Source organism: Pseudomonas peli, assembly GCF_050563605.1.
Taxonomy (GTDB): domain Bacteria; phylum Pseudomonadota; class Gammaproteobacteria; order Pseudomonadales; family Pseudomonadaceae; genus Aquipseudomonas; species Aquipseudomonas peli_A.
In genome coordinates, this window is the sequence record NZ_JBNXUH010000004.1 from 26,616 (window position 1) to 44,331 (window position 17,716).

14 protein-coding genes are annotated in these 17,716 nt (G+C 61.6%); 5 read left to right on the forward strand and 9 right to left on the reverse strand.

Annotated elements, in window-relative coordinates; genetic code table 11:
* Positions 1-3 precede the first annotated feature (3 nt).
* Positions 4-723, reverse strand: a complete 720-nt coding sequence (locus ACQ4LH_RS06105; RefSeq protein WP_430696396.1) for a murein L,D-transpeptidase catalytic domain family protein — start codon at positions 721-723, stop codon at positions 4-6.
* A gap of 109 nt (positions 724-832) precedes the next feature.
* On the opposite strand from ACQ4LH_RS06105, the gene ACQ4LH_RS06110 reads away from it, so the two are divergent.
* The 5 genes from ACQ4LH_RS06110 (at position 833) to ACQ4LH_RS06130 (ending at position 5,616) form a co-directional block, all read left to right on the forward strand.
* Positions 833-2,419 (forward strand): L,D-transpeptidase family protein, encoded by a 1,587-nt coding sequence (locus ACQ4LH_RS06110; protein WP_430696397.1) that lies wholly within the window; start codon positions 833-835, stop codon positions 2,417-2,419.
* Between the two features lie 124 nt (positions 2,420-2,543).
* Entirely contained in the window at positions 2,544-3,464 is a 921-nt protein-coding gene (locus tag ACQ4LH_RS06115; protein ID WP_090250305.1) for an SPFH domain-containing protein, read from the forward strand.
* Positions 3,465-3,467: 3 nt separating this feature from the next.
* Positions 3,468-3,923 (forward strand): NfeD family protein, encoded by a 456-nt coding sequence (locus ACQ4LH_RS06120; protein ID WP_430696398.1) that lies wholly within the window; start codon positions 3,468-3,470, stop codon positions 3,921-3,923.
* Positions 3,924-3,941: 18 nt separating this feature from the next.
* Positions 3,942-5,225: a lipase family alpha/beta hydrolase gene (locus ACQ4LH_RS06125; protein ID WP_430696399.1), complete on the forward strand. Its 1,284-nt coding sequence runs from the start codon at positions 3,942-3,944 to the stop codon at positions 5,223-5,225.
* Positions 5,226-5,307: 82 nt separating this feature from the next.
* Positions 5,308-5,616: an EthD family reductase gene (locus ACQ4LH_RS06130; protein WP_430696400.1), complete on the forward strand. Its 309-nt coding sequence runs from the start codon at positions 5,308-5,310 to the stop codon at positions 5,614-5,616.
* A gap of 85 nt (positions 5,617-5,701) precedes the next feature.
* On the opposite strand, the gene ACQ4LH_RS06135 is transcribed toward ACQ4LH_RS06130, so the two are convergent.
* The 8 genes from ACQ4LH_RS06135 to ACQ4LH_RS06170 form a co-directional block, all read right to left on the reverse strand.
* Positions 5,702-6,616, reverse strand: a complete 915-nt coding sequence (locus ACQ4LH_RS06135) for an amino acid ABC transporter substrate-binding protein (RefSeq protein ID WP_430696401.1) — start codon at positions 6,614-6,616, stop codon at positions 5,702-5,704.
* Between the two features lie 46 nt (positions 6,617-6,662).
* The gene (potE, locus tag ACQ4LH_RS06140) at positions 6,663-7,991 is read right to left on the reverse strand and encodes a putrescine-ornithine antiporter (protein ID WP_430696402.1); all 1,329 of its coding nucleotides are present in this window, start codon (positions 7,989-7,991) and stop codon (positions 6,663-6,665) included.
* Positions 7,992-8,071: 80 nt separating this feature from the next.
* The gene (locus ACQ4LH_RS06145) at positions 8,072-10,372 is read right to left on the reverse strand and encodes an Orn/Lys/Arg decarboxylase N-terminal domain-containing protein (RefSeq protein ID WP_430696403.1); all 2,301 of its coding nucleotides are present in this window, start codon (positions 10,370-10,372) and stop codon (positions 8,072-8,074) included.
* A gap of 70 nt (positions 10,373-10,442) precedes the next feature.
* The gene (locus tag ACQ4LH_RS06150) at positions 10,443-12,749 is read right to left on the reverse strand and encodes an Orn/Lys/Arg decarboxylase N-terminal domain-containing protein (RefSeq protein WP_430696404.1); all 2,307 of its coding nucleotides are present in this window, start codon (positions 12,747-12,749) and stop codon (positions 10,443-10,445) included.
* A 333-nt stretch (positions 12,750-13,082) separates the two neighbouring features.
* Complete coding sequence (gcvH, locus tag ACQ4LH_RS06155; RefSeq protein WP_430696405.1) at positions 13,083-13,472, reverse strand: glycine cleavage system protein GcvH; 390 nt, start codon at positions 13,470-13,472, stop codon at positions 13,083-13,085.
* 142 nt (positions 13,473-13,614) lie between these two features.
* A complete protein-coding gene (gcvT, locus tag ACQ4LH_RS06160; protein WP_430696406.1) occupies positions 13,615-14,697 on the reverse strand; it encodes a glycine cleavage system aminomethyltransferase GcvT in 1,083 nt (360 codons plus the stop codon).
* A gap of 171 nt (positions 14,698-14,868) precedes the next feature.
* Positions 14,869-16,485 (reverse strand): ABC transporter permease, encoded by a 1,617-nt coding sequence (locus ACQ4LH_RS06165; protein WP_430696407.1) that lies wholly within the window; start codon positions 16,483-16,485, stop codon positions 14,869-14,871.
* Positions 16,486-16,607: 122 nt separating this feature from the next.
* Entirely contained in the window at positions 16,608-17,609 is a 1,002-nt protein-coding gene (locus tag ACQ4LH_RS06170; RefSeq protein ID WP_430696408.1) for an extracellular solute-binding protein, read from the reverse strand.
* Between the last annotated feature and the right edge of the window lie 107 nt (positions 17,610-17,716).

The window sequence follows — 17,716 nt, forward strand, 5'->3', positions numbered from 1 at the left end:
GTTTCAGCTGCGAGGCAAACGCTGCTGACGGGCGAGGATGCTCGCCACTCGCTGCGGCTTGCAATCCAGGTAGGCGGAGGCTTTCAACCAGCGCTGATTGGAATGCCAGGCGAAGAGAAACTGCCCGCCCTTGAGTTGATCGACTACCATCCGCGCCACTTCCGGGCGCACCGCCGGGCAACCCAGACTGCGGCCGATACGGCCATGCTTCTGCGCCCAACGCGGGTTCACATAGCCGGCACCGTGAATCACGATGGCACGCTCGCGGGCCAGATCATTCAGCCCAGGCTCCAGGCCATCCATGCGCAGGGAGTAACCATGCTTACCACGGTAACTTTCCGCCGTACGGAACAGGCCCAAACTGGACTGATGGCTACCCAGGCGATTGGAAAACACTTCGGCGAAGTTCTCCCCGGATTTGCGCCCATGAGCGACAAAATCGCGTAGCAGCAAACGTTTGCGCTGCAGGTCGAAGATCCACAAACGGCGTTCGGTAGAAGGCCGCGAATAATCTATTACGGCCAGGCGGCGCGCAGGGTCAGCGCCATGATTGACCGCGCACTGCATGGCCGCCAACGCATGCTGCAGCGCCTGCTGATTAAGACCGGGGGCAATCCGCGCCAGATCCCTGAGCAAGCCATCCTGCTCTGTCGCCGTCGCCGACAAGGGCATGCAAGAAAGCCAAAATCCGATCAGGCAGAACCTGCCAAGACGTCCAAACATTGCGCAAATACCTCTAGTACCTTCAGACGTCCTGTCACAAGATCGAACCACCACAGGCCTATACTGGCTGCGGCTAACCCGCATTTCGGCCAAGGACTGGAGCAGTAGATTGTTCAAAAAACGCACACTCTACCTGAGCGCTGCCCTGCTCACCCTGCCATTGGTCGCCAACGCCACCGATGCGCCCTTCGCCACCAGCGTCGATTTGCGCCCATTACTGGCTCAATTGACGCAGCACTGCAGCGCATTACCGACAAGCCTAGACGAGAATGCTCAGCGCCTGCTGCAGGCTTTTTATGCGCAACGCGACGGCCGACCCGCCTGGCAGAGCGGCGAACAGCTGCTGCAATTGCGCGAGCAGCTGGCGCAATTGGCCGATGACGGTCTGCAGCCAAGCGACTATCCGTTGCCCAGCCTGGTTGCGGAAAGTTTTGTCGAGCAACGCGACTGCGCGGAACTGCTGACTAGCCACAGCTACCTGCAGGCCCTGCTGCACCTGCGTCGCGGCCGTTTGCTGCAACAGCGCCTGGAACCGCTGTGGCAGGCGCCAGGGCAAACCAACCCGGACCCGCAACTGGCGACCCTCTCACTGGCCCTACTGCATCTGCACACGCCGTCTCTGGCCTTTGCCAGCGCACGACCGGCCACCGTGCAATACCAGCGACTGCGCAGCGTTTATGCGCAACAGCGCCTGCAGCCGCTGCAGGAGTGGACGACGCTCGCCAGCGGCCCACAGCTCAAACCCGGCGGTAAGGATGCGCGACTACCAGAATTGCGCGCACGCCTGATCGCCCAAGGCTACCTGGCCGTACCGTTAGAAGAACTGGGCAGCACGTATGATCTGGCCACACAAAGCGCCCTGGAGCATTTTCAGCGCGACCACGGCCTTAACCCGGATGGCATTCTCGGCCCCGCCAGCCTGACCGAGCTGAATATCAGCCCACAGATGCGCCGCGAGCAGCTGCGCGCCAACCTTGAGCGCCTGCGCTGGCTGGCCGACACCATGCGCGATGCCGAAGTGCTGATCAATGTCGCAGCCGCCGAAATCCAGGTGCGGCGCAATAACCAGCTGCTTTGGCGCACCCGTACCCAGGTCGGCCGCGCCGAACGGCAAACACCGCTGCTCGCCTCCAGCATTGTGCGGCTTACCCTCAACCCGACCTGGACCGTGCCGCCGACCATTCTGCGCGAAGACAAACTGCCGGCCATTCGCGACGACATCAGCTACCTGGAACGCCACCAGATGAGCGTGCTCGACCGCGACGGCAACCTGCTCGACCCACACAGCATCGATTGGGATAGCCCCGGGGCGATCCGTCTGCGGCAGTCGGCCGGCAGCCATAACCCGCTCGGCCGGGTAGCCATGCGCTTCGACAATCCATTTGCGGTCTATCTGCACGATACGCCCAGCCAGCAGCTGTTCAGCAAGGCCCCGCGTGCATTTAGCTCGGGCTGCGTACGGGTCGAGGCGGTCGACACTCTGCTCGCCTGGCTGCTCACCCCGGATGAGCTGAGCAGCGTGCAAACGCGCATCGCCAGCGGCGAAACCCAGCAGTACCGCCTGCAACATCCGGCGCCGCTGCTGATTGCCTACTGGACAGTCGAGGCCAGCAAGGACGGGGCCCTGCGCTATTACCCGGACATTTACGCGCGCGACGCGCGCCTGGTCAAAGCCCTGGCGCCAAGCGTGCACTGATCGGCACCCATGACCGTTGATCGGCGCACTCTGCAACGGCATCGACAGCAGCGCCAACGCCAACTGTGCTTAGATACTTGAACAGCTAATCCGCAGACTAAAAACCGCCAAGGAGCTACACCACATGGAAATCGGCAGCGTCATTTTTCTATTTGTCGGCCTCGCCGTCGCCATCGTCTTTATGGGCTTCAAGGTCGTACCGCAGGGCTTCGAGTGGACAGTGGAGCGCTTCGGTCGCTACACCAACACCCTCAAGCCGGGCCTGAACATCATCGTGCCGGTGATGGACAAGGTCGGCCGCAAGCTCAACGTGATGGAAAACGTGCTGGATATTCCGCCACAGGAAGTGATCACCGCCGATAACGCCACGGTGCAGATCGACGCCATCTGCTTTTTCCAGATCATCAACTCGGCCCAGGCGGCTTACGAGGTGAACAACCTTGAGCACGCCATCCGCAACCTGGTGATGACCAATATCCGTACCGTGCTCGGTTCCATGGAACTGGACGCCATGCTCGGTCAGCGCGATGCGATCAACGAAAAGCTGCTGCGCACCGTCGATGAAGCCACCGCACCCTGGGGCATCAAGATCACCCGCATCGAAATCAAGGACATCAGCCCGCCCGCCGACCTGATGGCCGCCATGTCCGGGCAGATGAAAGCCGAACGGATCAAGCGCGCACAGATTCTCGAAGCCGAAGGCCTGCGCGCCGCGGCCATTCTCACCGCCGAAGGGCAGAAGCAGGGCGACATCCTCAAGGCCGAAGGCCAGCGCCAGGCCGCTTTCCTCGAAGCCGAAGCGCGCGAACGTGCCGCCCAGGCAGAAGCCGAAGCCACGCGGATGGTTTCCGAAGCCATTGCCCAGGGTAACGTGCAGGCGGTCAACTACTTCGTTGCGCAGAAATACATCGAAGCCCTCGGCCAACTGGCCAGCGCCAACAACAGCAAGGTCATCCTGATGCCGCTGGAAGCCAGCCAGGTGATTGGTGCAGTGGGCGGCATCAGCGAAATTGTCAAAGCCACCTTCGGCGAGAAGAAGGGTTAAACCATGTGGGACTTTTTACAGCACCTGTCGTACTGGAACTGGCTGGCGTTCGGCACCCTGCTGCTGATCCTCGAAGTGTTCGGTGCCGGTGGCTATCTGCTGTGGATCGGCCTGGCCGCCGCCAGCGTCGGCCTGCTGACCTTTATCTTTCCGGGGCTGCCGTGGGCTGCGCAGTTCATCCTGTTTGGCCTGCTGTCGATACTCACCGCAGTGTTCTGGTGGCAGCGCCAGCGTAGTGCAGCCAAGCCTTCCGACCAGCCAGGGCTGAACCAGCGCGGCAGCGAATTCGTCGGTCGCACCTTTGTCCTGCACGAAGCGATCAATGGCGGGCGCGGCAAGATCAAGGCCGGCGACAGCCTCTGGCTGGTAATCGGCAACGACCTGCCAGCCGGCACGCCAGTGCGCGTAGTCGGTCAGGATGGCGTGCTATTGCGAGTTGAGGCCGAACAAGCAAGTTAAAGCCCGCGAGGTGGCCGGATGATCGGATGGCGTGTGTTACTGGCCACTGCGCTGCTGCTCAGCAGCGGCTGCAGCCTGCTCAAGCTGGATAAGGAGATGCAGCAGGCCCGCCAGGAGCTGCTGCTGATCGCCGGCCAGCTGCAGGTCTCGGACTCGGGGCGCAGCGCGCTGGTCGCACTGCTCGATGCGGACAGCAAACTGATCGCCTACCGTATCGCCGCTCCCGGCGAGACCTTTTACTTCACAGCCGCGCCGGCCGCTTACCAGTTGCTGGGCTTCGATGATCGCAACGGCAACTTTATCCTGGATAACGACGAGCCCCGTCACTGGCTGAGCAATGCCCAAAGCGCACCGCTGAGCGTGCAGCCAGAGCCGGATGAGCGGGCGCGCCTGAGCCAGCTCAACCCGCTACGCCTCACTACCAATGACCTGCAGCAAGCACCTGCGCTGGATCTCAGCCTTGAAGTGCTCTACCACGAACAGCCGCGCATGCAGAGCAACTACCTGCAGCCCGTGAGTTTCGATGATGCGCGCTTCAACGATAAAAATGTGCGACTGGGTGCCTGGGAGCCGCTGACCTTTATGCGCGAGTTGGGCTATGGCCTGTACCTGCTCGCGCCCTGGGATGAGGACAAGGAACCAATCGTCCTGGTACACGGCATCAACTCCTCACCGCGCGTCTGGCAGGAACTGGCCGCCAGCCTCGACCTGCAACGTTATCAGTTGGTGCTCTACCACTTCCCCAGCGGCCTGCCATTGAACAACAGCGCCTATATGCTCAGCGTCGCCATCCGTGACCTGCAACTGCGCCACGCGCCAGAGCGCCTGCATGTATTTGCCCACAGCATGGGCGGTCTGGTCGCGCGGCGGGCCGTGCAGCTGCTGAGCGAGGGCGATAACCAGCGCCTCTGCCTGTTTATTACCCTGTCGACGCCCTGGGATGGCCACCCCTCGGCGGCCAGCGGGGTACGCGACGTGCCGTTGGATATTCCGGTGTGGCGCGATATGGCGCCGGGCAGCCGTTACCTGCAAAGCCTGTTCACCACGCCACTGCCGGCGCATATGCGCCAATGGTTGCTGGTCAGCTATGCCGGCAACACGCGCATGCTGCCCGAGCCCAACGACGGCACGGTGCCACTGGCCAGCGAACTGCGCGCCGCCGCCCAGGATGAGGCCGAACGCCTGTACCTGCTCGACGAAACCCACACCAGCATCCTCAGCAGCCCACGCAGCAACGCTCTGCTTGAGCGTGCGTTAAACAGCCTGCCCGCGCAGGGCTGTAAACCCGCAAGCGGCCACTAAGCCGCTGCCAAACTGGCGATGGCAGGAAGTCAGGGCAAACCGTTGTTGGCAACCCGAGCCCACACACCACAGGAGAGCAATCATGTACTGCATGTCCATCGCCTACCCACAAACAGCGGGGGCCAGCTTCGACTTCAGCTATTACCTCGAACAGCACATGCCCATGGTCACCCGCCTGCTCGGCGACAACTGCCTGAAAAGCCAGGTGCGCAAGGGCATTAGCGCACCGGATGGCTCGCCTGCAGCGTTCGTTTGCCTGGCTACTATCTGGATAAATTCGATTAGCGAGTTTCAGGCGACCCTGACGCAGCACGGCGCGACCATCATCGGTGATGTCGCCAACTTCACCGATATCCAGCCGCTGCTGCAGATGGATGAAGTGCTCGCCTAGCGCTGCGCCCAGGCGCCATAGCCAGACACTCAACAATTAAAAGGCCGCCCATGGGCGGCCTTTTTACCCAACGCGAATGCGGCCGCTACTGGGGCAGCGCGTAGACCTTGAACAGCATCTTCACCGAATCGCCGGGAGCCCCGAGGTGTTGAGTGTAGATCTTTTCCAGGTCACCGGAGCGGTACGCCTCGCTCAATGCCGTATCCACCAGCAAGCGGAAGTCTTCATCGCTGCGCTCCAGAGCCATGGCTACCGGGGCGAACTCGAAGATGCGCTCCAGCACCATCATCTCGCCGGCCTCTTTGTTCTTCGCCAGGTAGTTCTGCAGCAGGATGCGCTCGGAGAAGAAGGCATCGGCCTTGCCCTCGGCCACCAGTTCCACGCCCTCTTCATGGGTGTCGACCGTGACCAGAGTCGCGATCACGCCCAACAGACGCATCTTGTCGAGCACCCAGGCCTCGGTGGCACCACCCTTGGTCACCACATAAGTGTGATTGGCCAGGCCGCGATTGATGGTTGCACGCCAGGTTGGACCACTATGGGCCACCTCGCCGTTGAGCACCCTGAGCAGGGTTTCATTGGCATCCTCGCGCACCAGCGCCGCCAGGCCGGCGGTATAGATCGGTAGCGAAAAGCTGACCTGCTTGCGCAGGGTGAGGGTTTCCGGGGCTGGCGTGCAGAGGATGTCGACCTTGCCGGAGCTGACCGCACTGATGCTCTCGGCCTCCTCAAGTGGCTGATAGCGCACTTGCAGATCGGCCAGGCCCAGTTCGGTTTTAACCTGCGCGGCCACCTTCAGGCACAGGTCGATGGCATAGCCGCCGGCCTTGTCGCCTTGCTGGCTGCTGAACGGCGCCATATCCGGCAGGTAGCCGAGGGTCAGGCTATTGCTGGCGCGTACCCGCTCAAGGGTGATCGAGCTGGCGCTGGCCAGCACGGGTGACAACATGAGCAGAGCGGCGAGCAGCAGGCCTAGGGTTTTGCGTGGTTGTTCGTTCATATCCTGTTCCCCACATTCAGATGTCTTGGCAATCCTGAAGACACACCTAGGCCCGACCGGCCGCAGGCTGCTTATCGACAAAGTTCTTGGCGATAAAGCCGTAGAGCAGGTAACCGACGGCTAGCACGATCATCGCGCCGAACACCGCGTCTTTGCCGGAGGCGTAGAGGGCGTAGAACGAATAGAGCATCGCCACCATCAGAGCCACCACATTGCGGGTGAAGATCGCCGGACTGACCTGGGCCTTGTACATGATGACCAGCAGGCCGGAGAGCGCCGTGACATAGGGAATCAGGTTGGTCACCACCGCCAGGTTGACCAGCTTGCTGAACTGCTCACTGGCATTCGGCGAGATGGTCGACATCGCCAGCAGAGTCTGCAGCACGCCGCAGACGATCATGCCGATAACCGGCGCATTCATCGCCGTGACCTTGCTGAACAGCCTCGGAAACAGCCCCTGGTCCGCAGTCATCTTGGCCGTCTGCGCCAAGGTGAACTGCCAGCCGAGTAGCGAACCGATACAGGCCATAACCGCCAACGCCATGATGATGTTGCCGATAAAGGGGTTGAACATCTGCGCGTAGACGAAGGCGAACGGCGCAGTGGAATTGGCCAGCTCGGCGTTGGGCACGATGCCCTGAATCACTGTGGTCGACAGCACGTACACCACTGCCGCACCGAGGGTACCGAACAGACAGGCCAGCGGTACATTGCGCTTGGGATCCTCCACCGCATCGGAGGCCTGCGCCGCCGACTCCATGCCGAGAAAGGCCCACAGGGTCAGCGGGATACTCTGCGCGATGGCATCGCTGATCTTCAGGCTGTGCGGGTTCCAGGCATCCTTCAACACCGCCGGATCGAACCAGAACCAACCGATCACACAAAGCCCCGCCACCGGGATGATCACCCCCCAGACGGTTATCGCGCCAATCTTGCCGGTGATGCTCGGGCCACCGAAGTTGGCGACAGTAGTCAGCCACAGCAACCCGACCGTGCCGACAAACAGCGGAATCGCGCCACTACCCAGCCAGGGGAAGAATGGCGTCAGATAACCCACCGCCGAAATGCCGATGGCCACGTTGCCGATCGCCAGCGAGAGAAAATAGAGGAACGAACAGAGGAAGAACGCCGACTTGCCATGCGCCTCCTCGGTATAGGCCGACATCCCGCCCGTGCGCGGGCCATAGATGCCGCATTGCGCAAAGCAGTAGGCGATGGCCATGGAGCCGACTGCGGTGATGATCCATGACAGCAGGGATACGGCCCCCAACTGGGCCATGTTCGCCGGCAACATGATGATGCCGGAGCCCATCATATTGACCGACACCAGAGTAGTGAGCCCCATCAGGCTCATCTTCTTGCTTGACTCAGCCATCGACCTCTCCTTGCGCGGTTTAAACCATTACCTTGGTCTGACGGCAGGCAACCTGCCGCAGAGCAGGGGCTGGCTAAGCGTTACTGTTTGACCACATACACCATGTAGGTGAGATTGCCGGCTGCATCGTGTTGATTTTCAACGCCATGGTTGTGGTGTCCGAAGCCTGGGAAACGGTTGTCGAACACTTCCATCGCCAGCAGATAATCAATGATGGCCCGCTTGTCAGCGCCAGCCTTCTCGCCCGGCATCATCAACGGGATACCCGGCGGATAGGGCACCACCTGAACGGCCACCGTGCGGTCCTGCATGTCGCGCACCGGGATCTGTTCGATCTCGCCTTTGACCAGGCGGGCGAAGGTGTCCCGTGGCGAAGCGGCCTGATCCGGCAAAACGGTAAAGGCAGCATCCATGTTCTGTAGCAGCTTCGAGCTGAGCATGTCCTTGTGCATCACCTCGGCCAGGTCCTTGATGCCCATGCCGGCGTAACGCTCACCGTAGCTGGCTACCAGGTCGGGCATCACCAGCTCCAACGAAGCGTTGCTGTCGTAATACTTCTTGAACTCCATCAAGCCGGCGACCAGCGAGCCCCACTTGCCCTTGGTCACTCCCAGGCTGAACAGCAGCAGGATGGAATAGGGCTCGGTCTTCTCCACCACGATGCCGCGGCTGGCGAGGAACGACGACACCAGCGGGGCCGGAATGCCACTGCTCTCCATCTGGCCTTCCAGGGTCTGCCCCGGCGTCAGCACGGTGACCTTGATCGGGTCGAGCATGCAGTAGTCGCTGCCCAGATCGCCGAAACCGTGCCAGCTGGCGGTCGGTTTGAGAACCCAAGCGTCGCCATGCTGCAGCACCTTCGGGTCGAGGTCGGCAAAGGGCACACCGTTGACCTCGTCCGGCTGCCACACGCCAAACCACCAGTCCTGCGAATTACGCTGGCGTATCTCGTTGCCGAGGCGAACCATGGCCTGACGGAAGGCGATGGCTTCGCTGATGGACTCATCGGTGAGGTACTCGCCCGCGTCATCCATCATCTTCGCCGACACATCAGTGGAGGCGATGATGCTGTACTGCGGCGAGGTCGAGGTGTGCATCATGAAGGCTTCATTGAACAGCTCCGGCTTGACCGGCACCTTGCCCGAGCGGATATGAATCATCGACGCCTGCGACAGCGCCGCCAGCAACTTGTGGGTGGAGTGAGTGACGGTCACCGTGGCGTCGTCGGCATGCCGCTCGCCGCGGTGCATGCCGTAGCGCCCTTCATACAGCGGATTGAAGCGCGCGTAGGCATACCAGGCTTCGTCGTAGTGAATGCGATCAACACTCTGGCTCAGCACCCGCGTGGTGGTCTGCACGTTGTAGCAGAGGCCGTCGTAGGTCGAGTTGGTGAGCACCGCCAGTGCCGGCTTGGCCGATTTGTTCTTGGCCAGCGGGCTGTCGGCGAGTTTCTGCGCCACTGCTTCTGGCGTCAGCTCACTTTTCGGCACGGGACCAATCAGGCCGCGGGCGTTGCGTCGAGGACGCAGATACAGCGGCGCGGCACCCGACATGTTCAGCGCGTAGTTAAGCGATTTATGGCAATTGCGGTCGACCAGCACGGAGTCGCCATCGATTACCGCTGAATGCAGAACGATCTCGTTACTGGCCGAGCTGCCACCCACCGAGAAGAAGGTGTAATCGGCACCAAATACCCGCGCAGCGTACTTTTCCGCCTCGCCAATGGGCCCGGAATGGTCATTCAGCGAGCCCAGTTGATCGACCGATACGCTGAGGTCGGAACGCAGCATCTGCTCGCCATAAAAATCGACAAAGCTGCGCCCCACTGCGGTTTTCATAAAGGCGGTGCCGCCCGTATGGCCAGGCGTGTGCCAGGAGTATTCGTGGGTGTCGGCGAAGTTGACCAGGGCGCCAAAGAACGGCGGCATAATGCTGTCCAGGTAACGCCGAGCGGCAGCTTCGATGCGCCCGGCGATAAATTCGGGGCTGTCTTCCGGCTGCCAGATAAAACCGTCGATATTTTCGACGAACTCCAGCGGTACCCGACTCTGGTGTAAATGGCTCATGCCCAACAGGATCGGCAGCTGCGCCGTGCGGCGGCGGATCAACTGGAGCAGGTTCAACGCCAGCGCCAGATTCTCCTCGCACAGCCCCCACCCAAGGATCACACAGCAATAAGACGGATCGGCGCGGAAGGCAATTTCGGCATCATCCAGTGAACTGACGCGCTGAATCTCCAGCCCATGCTGCTGCAAAGCCTGGCCGACAGCCTCGGCGCTGCGCAAAACGATACTGTCCGGGTTTTCCTGAGTATTGATCACGGTCAGCACGGGGTAGCGCTTGGCCATGGCGGCGGGCAACGGCACTTTCGAGTAACTCATAGATTAACTCCTTGTCATAAATCGGCCGGACGCTTGCCAAGCAGGGCTAACCCCGTCGGCAAGCCAATCCTTAGGGCTTGAGGCACCAGAAGTGGTAGTCGCCGTCCTTGTGCACGGTGCCCTCCACCTCCTTCTCAAAGCCAGGGAAGTTGTTGCCCCAGTCCTGCAAGGCCCTGATATAGCTGATCCACGGGCCATCCAGTGGCCCCAGGTTCTCGCCGGGCATGACAATCGGGATGCCCGGCGGATAGGGCATGATGCCGACCCCGGTAACCCGGCCCGCCGCCTGTTTAAGCGGCAACAGCTCCACCTCGCCGGCCTGCAACGCCTGGAAGGCCGCACGCGGAGGTTTCTCGATCAGCGGCAGGTTGCCGAAGGCCTCGGCCTGCAGAGCGTCCATGCGGCGGCTGCGCATGTACTCGAACATCTGCGTGCTCAAATCGCGCAGGCCCATGCCGCGATAACGCTCGGGGGCATTGGCGAGCAGATCGGGCAGCACCCGCTCCAGCGGTGCATTGCTGTCGTAGTGGCGCTTGAAGGCCAGCAGCACATTGATCAGCGTGCCCCACTTGCCCTTGGTCACGCCGATGCTGAACAGGCACAGCACCATAAAGTCGGTGATACGCGACGGCACGATGTTGTTGCGGTAGAGAAAGGCACCGAGGATTGGCGCGGGGATGCCCTGCGCCAGGAGATGGCCGTCGGCGCCCATGCCCGGCACCATGATGCCGACCTTGATCGGATCAAGCATGCACCAGCCCTTCTCCAGACCAGCAAAACCGTGCCATTCGGCACCTGGCTCCAGCTCCCAACAGCTGGGGTCGCTGGCCAGTTGTTCGGCATCGGCATCGGCGAAGTCGACCTGCTTGCCGGTTTTGCCATCCTTAACCTGGGGCGCGTTCCACGGCTGGAAGAACCAGTCACCACGGCTGGCAAATTCACGGTGGGTACGCGCCAGGGCCTGACGGAAATCCACCGCCTCGCGGATCGAATCCTGGGTCAGGTTGTAGCCACCCTTGCCGTCCATCATCGCCGCGCCCATCTCGTTGGACGCGAACAGCGAATACAGCGGCGAGGTACTCGCCTGAATCACAAAAGACTCGTTGAAGCGGCTGTGCTCAATCGGGTTACGGCCGTTACGGATATGGATAAACGAGGACTGCGACAGCGCCGCCAGCAGCTTGTGGGTCGAGTGGGTGGCGAACACCGTGGGCGCGTCGGCCTTGTGGCTGGACGGGTCGCCGCGCATGGCGAAACGGCCCTGGTAAAACGGATTGAAGCGCGCGTAGCCGTACCAGGCCTCATCGAAGTGAATGCGATCGCTGTTCTGTGCCAGCAGGCCCTCGGCACGTTCCGCATGCAGGCACATGCCGTCATAGGTGCAGTTGGTGACGACAGCGTAAACCGCCTTGTTGCCCTTGGCCTGAGCCTTCAGCGGGTGGTTGGCGATCGCTGCCGCGACCCGCTGCGGATCGAACTGACTCGGCAGTAGCGGGCCGATAATGCCGTAGCGGTTGCGCGTTGGCGTCATATAAACCGGCAGGCCGCCGCTCAGCACCAGGCCCTGCTCGATGGACTTGTGGCAGTTGCGGTCGCACAGAGCAAACTGGTTCTCGCCGACGCAGGCCATAAAGATCGCGCGATTAGAACCGGAGGTGCCATTGAGCACCGAGTAGGTCACGTGAGAGCCGAAGATCCGCGCCACATAGGCCTCGGAATCACCGACCGGGCCGCTATGGTCGAGTACCGAGCCGAGGTTGCCGCGTTCGATACCGCTGTCTGTACGAAACAGGTTTTCGCCGAAGAAATCGAAAAACACCCGGCCCACCGGCGACTTGGTAAAGGCAATGCCGCCCTGGTGCCCCGGCGCAGCCCAGGAGTGCTCGTCCTTCATGCTGTAGCGCAGCAGCGCATCGGTAAAAGGTGGCAACAACTGCTGCAGGTAGCGCTCAACTGCCGCAAGCACCCGCCCGGCAATAAAGGGCGCAGTGTCTTCCAGCATCCAGACAAATTCATCGGCCAGCTCCATGGCTTCCACCGTAATGCTGCGCTTGGCATTACGGTCGGCCATCAGGAATACCGGGACGTTTTCGTTGCGCTGGCGAATGCTGCGCAACAACTCCAGAGCTTGGGCGTGGGAGCTGTCGTCGTTCTTGCCCAGGGTCCAATCGACGCAGATGCAATGCAGTGCCGCATCGGACATCACCGCGGCCAGACCGTCCTCATAGGAAGTGGCCTGGATCAGTTCGGCATTGCGCCCGGCAAATTCATCCACCAGTTCGTTAAGCACTCGCCCACGCATGCTGCCGGGACTGCCGAGGTCATCATCGACCATCAGCACGCGCATCTTCATGGGTTTGTTGGTTCGTCCAATCATCAAACTGCCTCCATCATCCTTTAGCGGAAACGCAGTCGCACTACCCTTAGCGCATCTTGGAAAATCACCAAAAAATGCAGGTTCCTGTGCACAACAACTGAAGTGCGCGGCCACAACATGCCGCCCACTATGAACCCAGCGAGGAAACATCTTGTGACATGAATCAACAGATTAGACAGGGGGCTTAGCCGCGCAAAGTTTCTGATCTGGCAAAACGCACGATTTGACGAACGGTCGTGCCAGAACGGAACAGGACATTCCGCGAGACAGGTAAAGGCGCAGAAACAACAAAGCCCCGCAAGGCGGGGCTTTGTGTGCAGCTAAGCGAAAGACTTAAGCGTCGCTGTCAGCGGTGGCCTTGTAGGCGGCCGCGTCGAGCAGCTTGTTCAGCTCGCTGGCATCACTTGGCTTGAGCTTGAAGAACCAGCTGCCGTACGGATCGCTGTTAACGCTTTCCGGGCTGTCGGCCAGGCCGTCGTTGATCGCGATCACTTCACCGGACACCGGTGCATAGATGTCGGATGCGGCCTTGACCGATTCCACCACCCCAGCTTCCTGGCCGGCATTCAGGGTCTTGCCGACTTCCGGCAGCTCGATGAACACGACATCACCCAGGGCTTCCTGCGCGTGATCGGAAATGCCTACGGTAACGCTGCCATCGGCTTCCAGGCGCGCCCACTCGTGGCTGGCGGCGTAACGCAGATCGGCGGGGATATTGCTCATGTGTCGTTCCTCATCTGACATGACGGCGACCACGCCGTCATGGAAATTTAGCAGGCCTTGGCCATACCGAAAGAAAGTCTTTAAAAACCTAGCGAGCCGCTCCAAAACGGGCGCTCTCGACCATCCATGGCCAAATCAAAACTCAGATCAGGGCCTTGCCGTTACGCACAAACGTCGGCTTGACCACCCGCACGGGGTACCACTTGCCGCGAATCTCTACCTCGGCACGCTCACTGGTCGCCGCCGGCACGCGGGCCAGAGCGATGGATTTACCCAGGGTCGGCGAGAAGCTGCCGCTGGTGATCTCACCTTCACCCACCCCTGCAACCCGCACCACTTGGTGCGCGCGCAGTACGCCGCGCTCTTCCAGCACCAGGCCAACCAGCTTGGAGCCGACGCCTTCAGCCTTTTGCTTCTGCAGTGCAGCACGGCCAACGAAGCCACGGCTGGCCGGCTCCCAGGCGATGGTCCAGGCCATATTGGCCGCCAGCGGGGTAACGCTTTCGTCCATGTCCTGACCGTACAGGTTCATCCCGGCTTCCAGGCGCAGGGTATCGCGCGCCCCGAGGCCGATCGGGGAAATCCCGGCACCCACCAGCTCATTAAGGAAGGCCACCACTTCGCTGGCCGGCAGCATGATTTCCAGGCCGTCTTCGCCGGTATAACCGGTGCGGGCGATAAACCACTCGCCATCGGGCTGGCCTTCGAACGGCTTGAGGCTCTGAATCAGGTTGGCGCGCGATTGGCTGACCAGTTCGGCGGTCTTGCTGCGCGCATGCGGGCCTTGAATGGCCAGCATCGCCAGCTCGGCGCGTTCTTGCAGCTGCACGTCAAAGTCGACGCTCTGCAGGTGCATCCAGGCCAGGTCCTTGTCGCGGGTCGAGGCATTCACCACCACGCGGTAACCAAAGTCGGTGAGGTAGACGATCAGATCATCCACCACCCCGCCCTGCTCGTTGAGCATGCCGCTGTAAAGCGCTTTACCGATGCTTTGCAGGCGCTCGATGTCGTTGGCCAGCAAGTGTTGCAGATAGGCCTTAGCCTGACTGCCGCTGACATCCACCACGGTCATGTGCGACACATCGAACACGCCGCAGTCGCGACGCACCTGATGGTGCTCCTCGACCTGCGAGCCATAGTGCAACGGCATGTCCCAACCGCCGAAGTCGACCATCTTGGCACCCAGGGCTAGGTGCAGGTCGTAGAGAGGTGTGCGCTGTCCCATAAGTGTCTCCTTGCGGGCTGGGCAGTGCAGCGGCAACCCGGCTGAGCCCACAAAATCGGGCACTGGCACGGGCTATCAAAATGATCGGCCGCTGCGAATGGCGCGCATTGTAGCCGCAACACCGGGGGCGGTCATCCCAACGCGGCAGCCTGTCGCTCCAGGCCGGCTTTGCTAGCCGTGGCGACGCGCCGAACGGCGGATCAGCAGAATCACCGGCAACAGCCCCACCAGTACCAGGGTCAGGGCCGGCAGCGCGGCGCGCGCCCACTCGCCTTCACTGGTCATTTCAAACACCCTTACCGACAGCGTGTCCCAACCAAAGGGACGCATCAGCAGGGTGGCAGGCATTTCCTTGAGCACATCGACAAACACCAGCAGCGCCGCCGATAGCGCACCCGGCACCAGCAACGGCAGATAGACCTTGAAGAACAATCCGACGCCGCCGACACCGAGGCTGCGCGAGGCTTCCGGCAAGGACGGGCGAATGCGCGCCAGGCTGTTTTCCAACGGGCCGTAGGCCACCGCCATAAAGCGGATCATATAGGCCAGCAGTAACGCCGACAGGCTACCAAGCAGCACCGGCTTGCCCGCACCGCCCAGCCAGCTGGAGAGCGGAATCACCAGCTCGCGGTCCAGATAACTGAACGCCAGCATGATCGCCACCGCCAGCATCGAGCCTGGCAAGGCATAGCCGAGGTTGGCCACGCCGACGGTGCCGCGCATCAAACGGGTCGGGGTCAAACGTCGAGAGAACGCCAGCAGCAAGGCCACGCTGACGGTGATCAGCGCCGCCATCGCGCCCAGATACAAGGTGTGCAGGATCAAGGCGCTGTAGCGTTCATCCAGATCGAAACGACCGCGCTGCCAGAACCAGACAATCAGCTGCAGCACCGGAATGACAAAGCCGCAGGCGAATACCAGGCCGCACCAGGCGGTGGCGGCCAGCGCCTGGCCACCCTTGAGGTGATACAGCGCCTTGCCGCGTGGCCGCTCATTTACCGGGCGCACCGCACCACGGGCGCGGCGCTCGCCATAGAGCACCAGCATCACCGCCAGCAGCAGCAGGCTGGCCAGCTGGGTAGCGCTGGTCAGGCTGTAGAAGCTGTACCAGGTCTTGTAGATGGCCGTGGTAAAGGTGTCGAAGTTGAACACTGAGACCGCGCCGAAATCCGCCAGGGTTTCCATGATCGCCAGGGCCAGGCCGGCGCCAATCGCCGGGCGTGCCATTGGCAGGGCTACGCGCCAGAACGCCCGCCAGGGGCTCAGACCAAGTACCCGCGCGGCTTCCATCAGGCCCTTGCCCTGGGCCAGAAAGGCATTGCGCGCGAGCAGGTAGACGTAGGGGTAGAACACCAGCACCAGAACGATGATCACCCCGCCGGTGGAGCGCACCCGGGGAAAGCGCACGTCACTGCCGAACCACTCGCGCAGCAGGGTCTGCAGCGGGCCGGCGAAATCCAGCAGACCGACAAACACGAACGCCAGCACATAGGCGGGAATGGCAAACGGCAGCATCAGCGCCCAGTCCAGCCAGCGCCGGCCAGGGAATTCACAGAGGCTGGTAAGCCAGGCCAGGCTGACGCCGAGCAGCGTCACGCCAATACCAACGCCGAGAACCAGCACCAGAGTATTGCCGAGCAGGCGCGGCAACTGGGTTTGCCACAGGTGCGCCCAGATCTGCTGGTCGACCTCGTGCCAGCTAAACATCAGCACGCTCAGCGGCAGCAGCACCAGCAAGGCAACGGCAAAGGCGATGGGGTACCAGCGGCGCTGGGCAGGATGGGCCACGCAGAGTCCTCTACAGCGGAAAAGACAACGCCCCGCAAATGCGGGGCGTCGGCAGTATAAAGCCAGCGCGTTGCAGGGTGGAAAACCGTGACGGCTTTTCCAGCTGCCGGCTTAGCCCTGGCTTAGTTCCAGCCAGCGCGATCCATCAGCATGGTCGCTTCGGCCTGGCGCTTGCCAGCCACTTCAGTGGCGATGGTGTCGGCCTTGAAGGTACCCCAGGCAGCCACTTCGGCAGAAGGCTCAACGGCCGGATTGGCCGGGAACTCCTGGTTAACGCCGGCGAAGATGGTCTGCGCTTCAGCAGTGGTCATCCACTCCAGCAGCTTGCGGGCGGCTTCGGCGTTTGGCGCATACTTGGTCACACCGGCACCGGCCAGGTTGACGTGCACGCCACGGTCATTCTGGTTCGGCCAGTACGGCTTCACTTTCAGATCAGGCTGCTGCTTGTGCAGACGGCCGTAGTAGTAGGTGTTGGTGATGCCCACGTCGCACTGACCGGCGTCGATGGCCTGCAGCAGCGCGGTGTCATCGGCGAACACGTCGGTCGCCAGGTTGCTCACCCAGCCTTTGACGATTTCTTCGGTTTTAGCTTCGCCATGGGTTTCGATCAGGGTGGCGGTCAGCGACTGGTTGTAGACCTTCTTGCTGGTGCGCAGGCACAGACGGCCTTCCCAGTCCTTGCCGGCCAGGGCTTCGTAGGTGCTCAGCTCGCTCGGTTTAACCCGCTCGGTGGAATAGAAGATGGTCCGCGCGCGCAGCGACAGGCCAGTCCAGCTGTCGGTGCTGGAGCGGTACTGGGCTGGGATATTGGCGGCGATCAGCTCGGATTTGGTCGGCTGCAGCACGCCTTCCTGCTCGGCTTGCCAAAGGTTGCCGGCGTCCACGGTGATCAGCAGGTCGGCCGGGGTGTTGGCACCTTCGGCTTTCAGACGGGCGATCAGCGGCGCTTCCTTGTCGGTGATGAACTTGACCTTGACCCCGGTTTTGGCGGTGTAGGCATCAAACACCGGCTTGATCAGCTCGTCGATACGTGCGGAGTAAACCACCACTTCATCGGCGGCCTGCGCAGTGCTGGCCAGCGCTGTAAGAGAGAGTGCGGCGAACAAACCTTTGCTTACCTGCATGGATAGTGCCTCTTGGTATAGACGAGTTAAGGTGCCAAATACTAGTGAATGGCATTTAGGTTCTCAACTCGTTATCCATTTAAACCTGTAACAAGTGCCTTCAATCC

Bases quoted from the DNA above. Each gene is read 5' to 3' on its own strand.
- ACQ4LH_RS06105 (WP_430696396.1), bottom strand. From the start codon at position 723: ATGTTTGGACGTCTTGGCAGGTTCTGCCTGATCGGATTTTGGCTTTCT.
- ACQ4LH_RS06115 (WP_090250305.1), top strand. From the start codon at position 2,544: ATGGAAATCGGCAGCGTCATTTTTCTATTTGTCGGCCTCGCCGTCGCC.
- ACQ4LH_RS06120 (WP_430696398.1), top strand. From the start codon at position 3,468: ATGTGGGACTTTTTACAGCACCTGTCGTACTGGAACTGGCTGGCGTTC.
- ACQ4LH_RS06125 (WP_430696399.1), top strand. From the start codon at position 3,942: ATGATCGGATGGCGTGTGTTACTGGCCACTGCGCTGCTGCTCAGCAGC.
- ACQ4LH_RS06130 (WP_430696400.1), top strand. From the start codon at position 5,308: ATGTACTGCATGTCCATCGCCTACCCACAAACAGCGGGGGCCAGCTTC.
- ACQ4LH_RS06135 (WP_430696401.1), bottom strand. From the start codon at position 6,616: ATGAACGAACAACCACGCAAAACCCTAGGCCTGCTGCTCGCCGCTCTG.
- potE (WP_430696402.1), bottom strand. From the start codon at position 7,991: ATGGCTGAGTCAAGCAAGAAGATGAGCCTGATGGGGCTCACTACTCTG.
- ACQ4LH_RS06145 (WP_430696403.1), bottom strand. From the start codon at position 10,372: ATGAGTTACTCGAAAGTGCCGTTGCCCGCCGCCATGGCCAAGCGCTAC.
- ACQ4LH_RS06150 (WP_430696404.1), bottom strand. From the start codon at position 12,749: ATGATTGGACGAACCAACAAACCCATGAAGATGCGCGTGCTGATGGTC.
- gcvH (WP_430696405.1), bottom strand. From the start codon at position 13,472: ATGAGCAATATCCCCGCCGATCTGCGTTACGCCGCCAGCCACGAGTGG.
- gcvT (WP_430696406.1), bottom strand. From the start codon at position 14,697: ATGGGACAGCGCACACCTCTCTACGACCTGCACCTAGCCCTGGGTGCC.
- ACQ4LH_RS06170 (WP_430696408.1), bottom strand. From the start codon at position 17,609: ATGCAGGTAAGCAAAGGTTTGTTCGCCGCACTCTCTCTTACAGCGCTG.